This window comes from Pectobacterium sp. CHL-2024, from assembly GCF_044751765.1.
Lineage (GTDB): Bacteria > Pseudomonadota > Gammaproteobacteria > Enterobacterales > Enterobacteriaceae > Pectobacterium > Pectobacterium brasiliense.
The window spans coordinates 1-14,236 of the sequence record NZ_JBIXKO010000026.1; the positions used below are offsets into that span (position 1 = coordinate 1).

Consider the following 14,236-nt stretch of genomic DNA (forward strand, 5'->3'; position numbering starts at 1 on the left):
TTGGTAGAGCACGACCTTGCCAAGGTCGGGGTCGCGAGTTCGAGTCTCGTTTCCCGCTCCAAAATTCTTTATCTTCGTCATTACCCCCTTTATCTTAATCAGACATCCAGTTTTATCACTGCCTGATATTTCATTCTGCTTCATTAAACGCCGATATTATCCTACGTGCTGCTGAAACCAGTGAGACAAGTATCTAGCGCTGGTGTCAGGCATCCTTGACGGTACGTCCGGCTTCGACGGACTTGAGTGCGGTGATGATCTGGTGCTCAGTGAATCGGGCTTTACGCATGGTGATCTCCTCGGGGGACATAAATAGTATGTCTGAAGATCTCTAAAAATGAATGGTTCGGTTTACTGGGATACGTACAGTAGGACTCTTTATTTTGCTTATTCAGCCTTTCCCGCAGGGGTGGCATTGCTTCCCATTCGGATATTACGTGGTAAAAGCAGGTCGAACAGATTGTTCAGCGGGTTCGCATTTTTCCCTGGCTCGCCGGTCACAAAGTTGTAATCCATTTCGATTAGATGTTTGAGTCGAGATTCGTAGTTGGCGGGAGCCTGTACCTGTTCGATTAACGGCAAGCCTTCATAGTGTTCCAGAACAAGTTTGAAGAACTCGGTTTGTTTAAATTCCCCCCGATTCCATTCTTGCTTGCTTTGCGCTACGACTCGATGGCTCCAGGCGCTTTCTATTTCATTTGATTCATGTAATGCCGCTCTGCGCTCGTTGACGGTAAAGGTATTACTATCATCATAAATAATGAGTGAGAGTTGCTCGCGAGAGAGTCCTTTAAAGGGATTTGAGCCATGACCATTAGCGAAGTCATTAGCTTGCTTTGCGCGAGCAAGTAATTGCGGGTCGTCAGTATCCGGTAATTCTTCAGCTAGCGCTTTTCGGCGGCTTTCATAGCTGCTACCAGCCAGTTCCTCAATGACCGAATGTGCATATGACGCCAGTTTTCCACGGCTATTGCTGCTATCCCTTGCTTCTGCGCGTGTTGCGGCATCATTCAACTGCCGTGCCAGCGACGATACGCTGCTTTTATCTTTTGTGGTTGATTCATTTGAGGAGACGGATGACGTCGTTTTGTTCGACGTGTTGCCTGTTACCGCAGATGAGTTTGTTTTTGCCGTGTCTCTAATATCAATGCTTTTGGTGGCGGGAAGGTTATTTAAATTAATCATCTTCAGGTTTCCAGGTAGCAGGCTAATATCTGGGCGTTGTGTTCATACCATAGGGCGGAATACAGCGTCTGCGCGCTGTAGCCATAAGACTCAGACAAACCGCGATATGGGTATTAGTATCAAATCGGCAATTGAATTAAATAACTTTAATTCTTTGTGGTTATTTTGAAATAGATTTATAGCCCATGTTGATATATTTGGTGCGCTATTTTACTGAGCTTATTATTCAATTCCAGTGATGTTTTATTTCAATATAATTTCCATGAAATTATATTCATTGCTAATGTTTTGATATGACTATTCTGAATGCGTTAAATTTTAGCGCACTGTCTCGTGGTGTTATTAGGGAAAAACATGGTGTTGCAAACTTGTCACCGAAGCGTGATACCTGAAGCGTTTACTTGTAGACTGCTCGCACTATTCTCATTTTGCTACCCCACATCATTCGAGTGGTGAAAAAGTGTCTACACCTCCGACCGATATGTGACGTACGTCGATAAAAGGATTTGCCATGTCCGCCCATTCCCCATCGTTAAAGTTTTATCTGGCTATTGGCCTGCTCCAGGGGCTGCTCCTTGTCGCGGCGCTGGAAATGAAAGAGGGCGCTCTTCAGGGAATGCTCATAACGATGGCTGTGGTTGGCGGCATCAGTCTGCAATTGCTGGAACGCACTCTCTTTGTGAAAAAGACGTGGCTGTTGGCTGGCGTGTTGACCGTGCTGATGACCGCCATCAGCGGCTGGGTCCTCTTCGAAAATGGACTATTTCGGCTGCTGGATTCCTGGGTGCTGTGTGGCATCCTCCTCGGTTATATCTGCTGTACTTTCATTTGCAGCTGGCCAGACCGTGAAGGGCGATGGCCGTCCTATGACGCACTTTGTAAACACGCCTGGATCAATATTTTTACTGTGCTGCTGGCCTGGTTACTCGTTCTGGTCGTTGTGTTGCTGCTCGTGCTGTGCGGCATGCTGTTCAACATGTTGGGATTCCGGCAGGTAAGTAAAGTATTTAGTCATTACCGATTCTATATGCTGCTTTTGCCGGTGGTGTTTTCTCTCGGCATATATATCGGCATGACCAAAGAAACCGTAGTCGGGTTGCTGCGCGGGATTCTGCTATCGGCTTGTCGTTTCCTGCTGCCATTTAGCGCACTGATTACGGTGGTTTTCACCTTGACGCTGCCTTTTAGCGGTCTGGAACCGATATGGAATACCGGCCGTTCCACCGTCATTCTGTTATGTCTGATGGGCGTAAACCTCTTTTTGATTAACTGCACGTCTCAGGATGATAACGAAGGCCGCGCTTACCCGGCGGTGTTACGCGTGCTTGTTAGCGCCAGTGTGATGTGCTTGCCGATTTTGGTTGGCTTAGCGGGCTATTCCAGCTGGCTGCGTATCGAACAGTATGGCCTGACGCCTTTCCGTTTTCAGTCGATCTTCGTCGTGGCGATCGCGATGCTTTATAGCCTGGCGATGGTATGGGCCGTCATCCGCCGCTCTGGTGTTTGGTTGGGGAGTTTACGCACGAGCAATCCGCTGCTTGCTGCTGTCACCTGCGTTCTGATGGTATTGCTGCATACGCCGGTGTTAAACCCAGAAGCGTTTAGTGCGAGAAATCAGGTTCAGCGTCTGCTTAGCGGGAAAACGCCGGTCGATGAATTTGACCTGTGGGCGCTGCGCGATGAGTTAGGGGCGGCGGGCAGGCAGCAGTTTATCTGGCTGGCTGAAGAATTGAAGCAAGACCGGATACTGGATGAGACAGGGCGTCAGGCGCTGCGCGATCGGTTGCAGGGACGTCCCGCACAAGTCCGCCCCGTTCAGGTCGAATGGGTGGGGCCGCTGGAGGACGGGGTCGAAAGCATGTTGCAGGGCGATAATTTAGGCAATAGGTGCAGAGAAATCGCTTGCCTGCTCTTTGCGATTGATTTGACTGGCGATGGCCATAACGAAGTGCTTATTTTCCCTCGGGTAGGCTGGGGTGGTGGTGGCAAGATCCTCGCCCGTGATGAACAGGGGCAGTGGCAGATTGCGGCCAGTATGTTTGGCGCGATAGGTACGGAAAAACTGGTCGAGCAGGTGAAGGACGGCAAGGTTGAAGCGGTTACGCCACGCTTTAAGACGGTTAGGATCGGTGACCAGAATATGGAGATTACGTATCCCTGATTCCACCCTACGTTAGGTATTGCTTATTGATTCGATAAAGACAACGGATTGGTGATAGCGATCACGTTTCTGTACTTTAGCCACATGCGAAAACACATGAGGATAAAGTGATGTCAGTAATCAATACCCAAGTTAAACCATTCAAAAACATGGCTTTCAAAGACGGTCAATTCATTGAAGTGACGGAGAAGAACATCGAAGGCAAATGGAGCGTGTTCTTCTTCTATCCGGCCGACTTTACATTTGTCTGCCCGACCGAACTGGGTGATGTCGCTGACTACTACGACGAATTCCAACAGCGTGGCGTGGAAATCTACTCTGTTTCCACCGACACCCACTTCACGCACAAAGCGTGGCACAGCAGCTCTGAAACCATTGGCAAAATCAAATACACCATGATCGGTGACCCAACGGGCCAACTGACGCGTAACTTTGAAAACATGCGCGAAGCAGAAGGTCTGGCCGATCGCGGTACGTTCATCGTTGACCCACAGGGCATCATCCAGGCGGTAGAAATCACGGCGGAAGGTATTGGCCGCGATGCCTCTGACCTGCTGCGTAAAGTGAAAGCGGCGCAGTACGTGGCTTCTCACCCAGGCGAAGTGTGCCCAGCCAAGTGGAAAGAAGGCGAGGCTACGCTGGCTCCGTCTTTGGATCTGGTTGGCAAAATCTAAGCTGACACCTCGGAAAATATGACTGTTTTGTCGGGTGCATTGCACCCGATTTTTCTGGCCCGGTCTTTTGGGGCCAGCACCCCCGCACGATTTTGCTTTTGTACCACCTTGCCTAATTAAGGACGACCAATGCTCGACAATACGATGAAAGTCCAGTTGAAAGCCTATCTGGAAAAATTAACCAAACCTGTTGAGTTGATTGCGACTCTGGATGACTCTGCTAAATCTGCTGAAGTCAGAACCCTGCTGGCTGAGATTGCTGAGCTGTCCGATCGGGTAAGTTTTATTGAAAAGAATGATCTGGCTGTGCGTAAGCCTTCATTCCTGATTACCAATCCAGATTCCCAAAGTGGCCCGCGTTTTGCCGGTGCACCACTGGGACACGAATTTACCTCCCTGATTCTGGCGTTATTGCAGGTGGGCGGTCATCCGTCGAAAGAAGCGAAAGAATTACTCGATCAAATCCGCCATCTTGACGGTTCATTCCACTTTGAAACGTATTACTCACTATCCTGCCACAACTGCCCGGACGTGGTGCAGGCGCTGAATTTAATGGCGGTCTTGAATCCAAATATTACCCATACCGCGATTGACGGTGGCGTGTTCCAGGATGAGATTCAAAGCCGTAATGTCATGGGCGTTCCGACCGTTTTCCTGAACGGCGAACACTTCAGTCAGGGACGCACGAGCCTGGCTGAGATTGTGACGAAAATCGATACTGGCGCGGGCGCTAAACAGGTTGAGAAGCTGAATCAGCGTGACGTCTATGATGTGTTAATCATCGGTAGCGGCCCAGCGGGCGCAGCGGCGGCGGTCTATTCAGCGCGTAAAGGTATCCGTACCGGATTAGTCGGTGAGCGCTTCGGTGGTCAGGTGCTGGATACCGTCGATATCGAAAACTACATTTCCGTTCTGAAAACGGAAGGGGCTAAGCTGGCGACCGCGCTGAAAAGCCATGTTGATGACTACGATGTCGACGTGATCGACGCGCAGAGCGCTGAAGCCCTAATTCCTGGCGGCGAACCGGGTAAACCGCATCAGGTGATTACCGTATCCGGTGCGACGTTGAAAGCACGCAGTGTGATCATTGCGACCGGCGCGCGCTGGAGAAACATGAATGTACCCGGCGAAGATCAATACCGTACGCGCGGCGTAACATACTGCCCACACTGTGATGGTCCGCTGTTTAAAGGCAAGCACGTTGCAGTGATCGGCGGCGGGAACTCCGGTGTCGAAGCGGCTATCGATCTGGCTGGCGTGGTGAAACACGTCACGCTGCTTGAGTTTGCATCGGAGCTGAAAGCGGATTCGGTATTGCAGGAGAAAGTACGTAGCTTGCCGAACGTTGACATCATCCTGAATGCGCAAACCACTGAAGTGAAAGGCGATGGGCAGAAGGTGACAGGGCTGAGCTACAAAGATCGTATTACTGATTCAGTGCATGATTTAGCGCTGGAAGGGATCTTCGTACAAATTGGCCTGCTGCCTAACACCCACTGGCTGGAAGGTACGGTAGCCAGAAACCGCATCGGTGAAATTGAGATCGATGCTAAGTGCGAAACCAGCGTGAAAGGGATCTTTGCTGCCGGCGACTGTACGACGGTGCCGTACAAGCAGATCATTATCGCGACGGGTGAAGGTGCAAAAGCGTCCTTGAGCGCCTTTGACTACCTGATCAGAACCCGTGCATAACGTCGGCCTGTTGAGGACGAAGGTGGATATCTTTGCCATCCTTCTGTTTCTCTGACGACGATCTTAACGTTCCGCGCGGCGATGCTTCATAGAAGTGTCGCCGCGTTTTTATTTTTTGATCGTAAAATTTTTCTTTCGATCGTAAAAAGTAGATCTCAGCCCTTGCTAAAGGACAATAAGAAATTCATAATGCTCGCCGCTTTGTGCTGCTGCCCGTTCTTTACTGTCAACAAGCACCCTATTTCGAGCGCAAGCGTTACCTCAATCCACATCATTTTTTATCAGTTAATACAAAAAATCATATTCTTCTTAACAGACTTATCCACAGGCTGTTGGTTGGTTATTTATTAATCACACTATGTTATTGATAAAATACTGTAGAGTATCTTATTGATATCTATTCATAAATTTTACTTATAAAACGCCATAACTATCGCTTGTACTTTTTGTGACAGTTGATTGGCAACGGTTTTTTTTATTTATTCACAGCGCGTGCGACAAACTGATGACAATAGTTTTAGCGGCTCACGCATCACGCGGTAATCCTTTCTCTACTGCACGAATAAGTCGTTTTTTCTGTGTGGATTGGACGTCGATTCCCAGTGATGCACGACGTTCCAACTGCTGATGAACTGCCCAGTGGATATGTTCATCCAACAGTTCGCTTTCACCCAGACGGGCTTGCAGCGCCAGTACGATACTATCCTGATAGGGGGCATTCCCCAGTGCGACGGCAATATTGCGTAGCCAGCGGAGATGGCCGATGCGCCGGATCGGCGACCCTTCCGTAATTCGCAGAAATTTCTCTTCATTCCAGCCGAATAGTGCCAGCAGCTCTGGCGTATGCAGCGCGGCACGCGGGCTAAAATCCGCCTCGTCGGTAAGCTGTGAAAACCGATTCCACGGGCAAATCAGCTGACAGTCATCGCAGCCATAAATGCGATTACCCATTAGCGGACGAAATTCTTCAGGAATCGGACCTTCCAATTCGATAGTCAGATAGGAAATGCAGCGGCGGGCATCAACGGTATAAGGTGCGACAATCGCGCCAGTTGGGCAGGTGGTCATGCAGGCGACACATCGACCGCACTGTTCTTCCTGTGGGCGATCGACGGGGAGAGGTAAATCGATCAGCAGTTCACCGAGAAAGAACCAGGAACCCGCTTCTCTGTTCAGAATTAGTGAGTGTTTACCAACCCAGCCAAGCCCGGCTTTCGCAGCTAAAGGACGCTCCATAATGGGAGCGGAATCGACAAAGGGGCGAAAATTCAATTCACCGCAGTATTCCTGAATCTGGTCGCCGAGTTTTTTCAGTCGCTGGCGTAGCAGCTTGTGGTAATCACGACCTAGCGCATAGCGGCTAACGTAGCCGAGTTCTGGGTTTTTTAAGGTACTGGCGAATGCGGCTTTGGCTGGCAGGTAATTCATACGTACGCTGATGACGCGCAGTGTGCCGGGCAGCAGCTCATGCGGACGCGCTCGTAACATGCCATGGCGCGCCATCCAGTCCATTTCCCCGTGGTATTGCTTATCCAGCCAGTCCTGAAGCCGAGGCTCTTCTGCGGACAAATCAGTGTCGCAGATGCCGACCTGCTGGAACCCTAATTCCTGTCCCCATTGTTTGATGTGTTGTGCTAATTCGTTGAGATCGTAGGGGTATGACATGATGGGGCCACAGAAATAAACAAGACGTGCTGATGTTACCATATTCGCGCTGCAGAGCCGATGCCTGCTGAGATGTGCGGAATGCTGGCGGTCGTTTAGGTTGCTTGCTAATTTTAAGTCATTGTAATGAAAACTAAGAGCACATGATGATGTGTCACGACCGGAAGCGAGAGGATGAGTTGCCTGATTCGGTGTTTTACGCCGAGTGGGTGCGGCGTGAAGAAGCCAGAGCGGCCAGCGAGTCGGGGCTTTCGCTGTGGGAACTCATGCAGCGTGCGGGAGAAGCCGCATTTCAGGTGGCTCGCCGATGCTATCCCTCAGCTCGACGCTGGCGGGTGCTGGCTGGACACGGCAATAACGGTGGCGATGGGTATGTGGTCGCCAGTCTGGCGCTGGCGGCGGGCATAGAGGTAGATGTTGTTGCCTGTGTCAGCGATAAGCCGCTGCCTGATGAGGCTCATCTTGCGCGCCAGCGCTGGCTGGAAGAGGGCGGTCATGTTCAGGACGTGAGTGCGCAGGATGGTGATATACCGTGGCCGGATGGGATCGATCTCATTGTGGATGGTCTACTGGGAACCGGTCTTTCTGCTGCACCGCGTGCGCCTTATGCTGCGTTAATGACGCAGGCGAATGCCTATCCCGCTCCCATTGTTTCACTGGATATTCCCTCTGGTTTAGATGCCGAAACCGGCACCTGTGCGGGCGTTGCGATTTGCGCGGCGCAGACGGTGACGTTTATCGCGTTGAAACCGGGACTACTGACCGGTCACGCCCGTGAGCACGTCGGAACATTACATTATCATTCGTTAGGATTACAGGCGTGGCTGGACGATCAAACCGCGCCGATACGGCGGCTGACTGCGGCGCAACTTCCCGAGTGGTTGACGCCTCGTCCAGCCGGACAACATAAAGGTGATAACGGCAGGCTGCTGGTGGTAGGCGGCAACGTCGGCTTAGGTGGTGCAGTATTGATGGCTGCGGATGCGGCGTTACACAGCGGCGCAGGCTTAGTGCGAGTACTTACTCACAAACAGTATCAATCGGCGTTTCTGACGGTTCGGCCTGAGCTGATGGTGCAAGAATTGACGACAGAGACGCTGCGGCAGGGGCTGGAATGGGCCGATGTCGTGGTGATTGGACCTGGTTTAGGGCAGGATGAATGGGGCAAAAGCGCGCTGCGTCTGGCAGAAAATTGTAACAAACCCATGTTATGGGATGCGGATGCGCTTAACCTGCTGGCAATCAATCCGCATAAGCGGCAGAATCGCGTGCTGACACCTCACCCCGGTGAGGCGGCACGTTTACTGAATTGCCGCGTCTCTGATATTGAAAGTGATCGCTTACTTGCGGCCACAAAGTTGGTAAAACGCTATGGCGGCGTTGTCGTATTGAAAGGTGCGGGAACGGTGATTGCCAGCGAGCGAGACGAGGTTGCCATTGCTGATGTGGGAAACCCCGGCATGGCGACAGGCGGCATGGGTGATGTGCTGTCGGGTATCGTTGGCGGTTTGCTGGCGCAAAAGCTCTCGCTGTATGATGCTGCCTGTGCAGGGTGTGTCGTTCACGGTGCGGCGGCCGATTGGCTGGCAGCGCGACGCGGCACCCGAGGTATGCTGGCAACCGATTTACTGCCTGTGCTGTTCCGATATGTTAATCCCGAGCGGGTGTTTCCGCCGATGCTTTCAGAACCTATGTTTTTAGAACAATAGATAGAATGAAAAAAATAGTCTTACTTCTGCCGGATGAGGCAGCAACGATCTCTTTAGGTACGGCGCTGGCGAAAGCCTGTGACGGTGCTTGTGTTATCCACCTTTATGGTGACCTCGGTGCGGGAAAAACGACGTTTAGTCGCGGTTTCCTACAAGCGCGCGGTCATCAGGGCAATGTTAAAAGCCCCACTTATACGCTGGTCGAGCCCTATGCGTTATCGCCGCTAGCGGTCTACCACTTCGATCTCTATCGACTTGCCGATCCGGAAGAGTTGGAGTTTATGGGGATCCGCGATTATCTGACACAGGATGCCATCTGCTTGATTGAATGGCCTCAGCAGGGCGCTGGCGTGCTGCCCGATGCGGATATCGAACTGCATTTACGCTATCAGGATCAGGGCCGACAGGCTGAGCTGTCCGCTGTCTCTGCGGCGGGAGACGCGATGTTGCAACATTTTTCTCTTCAGCCAGGAACAACAGAATCATGATGAGTCGTATGGTTAAGCTGTTCATCGGTGTATGGCTGTTGCTGGCAAGCTCGGCGTGGGCGGCCAACCTGTCGGATATCAAGGTGGATAATGCGTCAGGTCAGGCTACGGTGCGCCTGAGCTTTAGCGGTCAGCCTATTTATGCTTTTTTCCCGCTCAGTAACCCCGCCAGAGTGGTCATCGATATTCGTCAGACTGGCATTATTCAGGGGCTGCCGTTGGATTTCAGCGGGCAAAATCTGATTAAGCGCGTGCGAACCAGCAACGCGCAGGATGCACAAAGCCTGCGTTTGGTGCTGGATTTAACTCAGGCTGCTAAAACGCGGGCGGTGACGCAAAAAGAAGGGTCTGGTTACGTTGTGGTTTTCACCATCACTGGTGATAAAGCAAAAACGGTGCAAGCCTCTGCGCCTCCTGCTTCACGCCAGCAAAATAGCGCGCCGGCAGAACCGGCCAAAAATCCGTTTACCAACAAACCGACTGTTGCCGTCAATACCAGTTCGTCATCTGCCCGCGTGCCAGCACGACAGGGTAATGAACGCGTCGTTGTGGCGATTGATGCCGGGCACGGTGGGCAGGACCCTGGGGCGATTGGTACGAACGGGCTGCGGGAGAAAAATGTCACCATTTCTATCGCGCGTAAGCTACAAGTCTTACTGAATAACGATCCGGCTTTTAAAGGCGTGCTGACGCGTGACGGCGACTACTTTATCTCCGTCATGGGGCGTTCGGACGTGGCGCGTAAGCAGGGGGCGAACCTGTTAGTGTCGATTCACGCGGATGCGGCACCGAACCGCAATGCGAAAGGTGCGTCTGTTTGGGTACTGTCCAACCGCCGTGCGAACAGCGAAATGGCAAACTGGCTGGAGCAGCATGAGAAGCAGTCTGAACTGTTGGGCGGGGCAGGCGATCTACTGGCGAACAGCAGTGCCGATCCTTACCTCAGTCAGGCGGTACTGGATCTGCAATTCGGTCACTCTCAGCGGGTGGGGTATGACGTCGCGACCAAGGTGCTGCGTGAGCTCCAGCGCGTCGGGGGGCTGCATAAACGACTGCCTGAGCACGCGAGTTTGGGCGTGTTGCGCTCGCCGGATATTCCTTCTCTACTGGTGGAAACCGGATTTATCACGAATGTCTCGGAAGAGCGGCTGTTGGGGAGCAACGACTATCAGGAAAAAATCGCCAATGCGATTTATCAGGGGCTGAGAAGTTACTTCCAAACTCACCCGATTCAATCCCTCCCAAAGCAGGAAAGCCGCCCACTACAGTCGGCGGCAGGTGATAGATCAACGTCGGGCGGTAACGTAACCGCAGCAAAAGCGAGTGCGGGCAGCACGCGTCATACCGTTGCACGTGGCGAAACGCTCTCTTCCATTGCCCGGCGCTATGGCGTGAGTCTCGCGGCTATGCGTGACGTGAATAAGCTGAACAAGGACATCGTCTGGGTTGGACAGCGCTTGAATATTCCGGCTACTGGGACGAGACAGACGGCATCAACACCTGCGCCTAAAAAGGCAGCGCCGGTGAAGCATAAGGTCGTAAAGGGTGATAGCCTGAGTGCGATTGCTGCCCGTTACGGTGTCAGCATGAAAGAGATCCAACAGGCGAATAATATGCGCTCCGGCACGGTACAGCTGGGGCAAACGCTGGTTATTCCGTCTGCCTGATTCTTCATGCTGACGATGTCGATAGATTGAGGATAGTAAGAGGGATACGCCATGCCGATTCAGGTGTTGCCACCGCAACTGGCTAACCAGATCGCTGCCGGAGAAGTGGTTGAGCGTCCGGCTTCGGTCGTGAAGGAGCTGGTGGAAAACAGTCTGGATGCAGGTGCGACACGGATTGATATCGACATCGAGCGCGGCGGCGCGAAGTTGATCCGTATTCGTGACAATGGTTCGGGGATCGGAAAGGATGAATTAACGCTGGCGCTGGCGCGTCATGCGACCAGCAAAATTGCCACGCTCGACGATCTGGAAGCCATCGTGAGTATGGGGTTTCGCGGCGAAGCGCTGGCAAGTATCAGTTCCGTCTCTCGTCTAACCCTGACATCGCGCACCGCCGAACAATCCGAAGCCTGGCAGGCCTACGCTGAAGGGCGTGACATGGCGGTGACGGTTAAACCCGCGGCCCACCCTGTGGGCACCACGCTGGAAGTGCTGGATCTGTTTTATAACACGCCCGCCCGCCGTAAATTTATGCGCACCGAAAAAACCGAATTCACACATATTGATGAGGTGGTGCGCCGCATCGCGCTGGCGCGTTTCGATGTAGCCATCACGCTGCATCATAACGGTAAGCTGATGCGGCAGTATCGTGCTGCGCCGGATAAAAGCCAGTATGAACGCCGTTTGGGCAGCATCTGCGGGGCGACGTTCCTGCAACATGCGCTGGCAGTGTCATGGCAACACGGCGATCTCACCATTCATGGCTGGGTAGCCGATCCGGTCGGTGCCAGGCAACTGCCGGATATGCAGTATTGCTACGTGAACCAGCGCATGATGCGTGACCGGCTGATTAATCATGCCATTCGGCAGGCTTATCAGGATCAGCTTAGTGACGAGCAGCAGCCCGCCTATGTGCTGTATCTGGAGATCGACCCGCATCAGGTGGATGTCAATGTGCATCCTGCCAAGCATGAAGTTCGGTTCCATCAGGCGCGTCTGGTGCATGACTTCATCTATCAGGCGGTGATGTCCGTTCTGCAACAGGCATCCTCACCGGCGCTCGGCATAACAGAACCGGAAACCGGGAAACCCGTGCAATGGCAGCAGGAAAACCGCACCGCCGCCGGTGAAAACCATTTTGCCCAGCCGTCACGTACCGATAGTTCGCCGTCGTATGGTGGGAAAACGCCGCGCGCAGGTCATTCCGGTCAGGCGAGAGAATCCGCCTATTCCGGCTATCAGCCAGAGAATCCGTACCAGAAGAAGCAGGGTGATCTGTATAAGGCGCTGCTGCAACCAGCGGATAGCGCAGCAAGTGCACCGCCGTCGTCTGGCGAGCGTATTTCTGCACCGTCGAGTCACGTTATGTCGCCGGATAGGGTTGTCCCATCGACGGTATCGCATGACGCACCGCCAAATCGAACCGCGACGGACACCGCAGCGAGCAATAACAAGCAACGTGCGCCGGTTGAATCACCGCTGGAAAGCCAATCAAACGGTTTTGGGCGGGTATTGACGGTTTATCCGCCGTGCTACGCGCTGTTGGAGTACCATAAGGGATTGGCGATGCTGTCGCTTTCCGTTGCTGAACGCTATCTGAAAGCGGTGCAGCTGACGCCGCCGGAAGAAGGGCTACGGGCGCAGCCGTTGCTGATTCCGCAGCGTCTGACGTTGAGTAAATCCGAGCTGAACGTGTTGTCTGCCCATCACGCTTTGCTGGCGCGTTTTGGTATTGATGTCGTGGTTGAGTCACAACGTGCCACATTGCGTGCCGTACCTTTACCATTGCGCCAACAAAATTTACAAAACTTGATCTCCGAACTGATAGGCTATCTGGCCGACTATCAGACGGTTGAGACACAGCAGGTGGAACCTGGCGAATTGGCGTCGTGGATGGCGACGCGATTGCAGAGTGAGCAGGAAAGCTGGAGTCATTCTCAGGCCATACAATTACTGGCGGATGTCGAGCGGCTTTGTCCGCAGTTGGCGAAAACGCCGCCGTCTGAACTTTTATCTGTGATGGACATCCAGCATGCCATCAAGGCTTTAAAGCATGAGTGATGTAGAAAACGCGTCGTTGCCGCCCGCCATTTTTATCATGGGGCCGACGGCGTCAGGAAAAACGGCATTGGCAATGGCGTTACGAGAATATTTGCCGCTAGAGTTGATTAGCGTAGATTCCGCCCTCATCTATAAAGATATGGATATTGGGACGGCGAAACCGAGTGCGGAAGAGCTGGCACTGGCCCCGCATCGGTTAATCGATATTCTCGAACCGACAGAGTCCTATTCTGCGGCAGATTTTCGCCGTGATGCGCTACGTGAGATGGCGGACATTACCGCCGCCGGGCGCATTCCCCTGTTAGTCGGGGGGACGATGCTGTATTTCAAGGCGCTGCTGGAGGGACTTTCTCCTCTGCCTTCAGCCGATCCTGCCGTGCGCCAACGCATTGAAGAGCAGGCAAAAGAAATCGGCTGGGAAGCGATGCATCGGCAGCTCAGTGAGATCGATCCGGTAGCAGCAATTCGGATTCATCCAAATGATCCGCAGAGACTCTCGCGAGCACTGGAAGTTTTTTTCGTTTCAGGTAACACTTTAACTGAACTGACAAAAACGTCTGGCGACGCGCTGCCCTATCAGGTTCATCAGTTTGCTATCGCCCCGGCGACGCGTGAATTGTTGCATGAGCGGATTGAACAGCGCTTTCATCAGATGTTGGCGGCAGGTTTTGAGACAGAAGCCCGGACATTATTTGCCCGGCATGACCTTCATACGGATATGCCCTCTATTCGTTGCGTTGGTTATCGCCAGATGTGGTCATATTTATCCGGTGAAATTGATTACGATGAGATGGTTTATCGGGGAATTTGTGCGACGCGTCAGTTAGCGAAGCGGCAAATGACCTGGCTGCGCGGTTGGGATGATGTCTGCTGGCTGGATAGCGAAAAACCGACTGAAGCACTGGACAAGGTGATACAGGTTGTTAGTGCATAG

10 protein-coding genes and 1 pseudogene are annotated in these 14,236 nt (G+C 52.7%); 8 read left to right on the plus strand and 3 right to left on the minus strand.

What is annotated here, in order from left to right:
- Positions 1-211 precede the first annotated feature (211 nt).
- Positions 212-289: pseudogene (locus tag ACIPUG_RS20505) on the minus strand (transposase); the annotation flags it as partial.
- Between the two features lie 98 nt (positions 290-387).
- Positions 388-1,185, minus strand: coding sequence for a hypothetical protein (locus ACIPUG_RS20510; RefSeq protein WP_320743877.1), 798 nt, complete (start codon positions 1,183-1,185; stop codon positions 388-390).
- 511 nt (positions 1,186-1,696) lie between these two features.
- Between ACIPUG_RS20510 and ACIPUG_RS20515 the strand changes: the two genes are divergently transcribed.
- The 3 genes from ACIPUG_RS20515 to ahpF all read left to right on the plus strand — a co-directional run bounded on the left by ACIPUG_RS20515 (position 1,697) and on the right by ahpF (position 5,712).
- Positions 1,697-3,346 (plus strand): DUF4153 domain-containing protein, encoded by a 1,650-nt coding sequence (locus ACIPUG_RS20515; RefSeq protein WP_400339999.1) that lies wholly within the window; start codon positions 1,697-1,699, stop codon positions 3,344-3,346.
- A 110-nt stretch (positions 3,347-3,456) separates the two neighbouring features.
- The gene (gene ahpC, locus ACIPUG_RS20520; RefSeq protein WP_010287114.1) at positions 3,457-4,020 is read left to right on the plus strand and encodes an alkyl hydroperoxide reductase subunit C; all 564 of its coding nucleotides are present in this window, start codon (positions 3,457-3,459) and stop codon (positions 4,018-4,020) included.
- A 129-nt stretch (positions 4,021-4,149) separates the two neighbouring features.
- Entirely contained in the window at positions 4,150-5,712 is a 1,563-nt protein-coding gene (gene ahpF / locus ACIPUG_RS20525; RefSeq protein WP_400340001.1) for an alkyl hydroperoxide reductase subunit F, read from the plus strand.
- Positions 5,713-6,237: 525 nt separating this feature from the next.
- On the opposite strand, the gene queG is transcribed toward ahpF, so the two are convergent.
- The gene (queG, locus tag ACIPUG_RS20530; RefSeq protein ID WP_040032166.1) at positions 6,238-7,377 is read right to left on the minus strand and encodes a tRNA epoxyqueuosine(34) reductase QueG; all 1,140 of its coding nucleotides are present in this window, start codon (positions 7,375-7,377) and stop codon (positions 6,238-6,240) included.
- A gap of 143 nt (positions 7,378-7,520) precedes the next feature.
- On the opposite strand from queG, the gene nnr reads away from it, so the two are divergent.
- Genes nnr through miaA form a run of 5 tightly spaced genes read left to right on the plus strand, consistent with a single transcriptional unit; the run spans position 7,521 to position 14,236 of the window.
- A complete protein-coding gene (gene nnr, locus ACIPUG_RS20535; RefSeq protein ID WP_400340003.1) occupies positions 7,521-9,086 on the plus strand; it encodes a bifunctional ADP-dependent NAD(P)H-hydrate dehydratase/NAD(P)H-hydrate epimerase in 1,566 nt (521 codons plus the stop codon).
- A gap of 5 nt (positions 9,087-9,091) precedes the next feature.
- Positions 9,092-9,574: a tRNA (adenosine(37)-N6)-threonylcarbamoyltransferase complex ATPase subunit type 1 TsaE gene (gene tsaE, locus ACIPUG_RS20540; RefSeq protein ID WP_010285827.1), complete on the plus strand. Its 483-nt coding sequence runs from the start codon at positions 9,092-9,094 to the stop codon at positions 9,572-9,574.
- On the plus strand, positions 9,571-11,241 hold the full coding sequence (gene amiB, locus ACIPUG_RS20545; protein WP_400340006.1) for an N-acetylmuramoyl-L-alanine amidase AmiB: 1,671 nt from the start codon (positions 9,571-9,573) through the stop codon (positions 11,239-11,241). Before tsaE ends, amiB begins: the two co-directional genes overlap by 4 nt.
- Positions 11,242-11,292: 51 nt before the next feature.
- Positions 11,293-13,302: a DNA mismatch repair endonuclease MutL gene (gene mutL / locus ACIPUG_RS20550; protein WP_400340008.1), complete on the plus strand. Its 2,010-nt coding sequence runs from the start codon at positions 11,293-11,295 to the stop codon at positions 13,300-13,302.
- A complete protein-coding gene (gene miaA / locus ACIPUG_RS20555) occupies positions 13,295-14,236 on the plus strand; it encodes a tRNA (adenosine(37)-N6)-dimethylallyltransferase MiaA (protein WP_400340010.1) in 942 nt (313 codons plus the stop codon). Before mutL ends, miaA begins: the two co-directional genes overlap by 8 nt.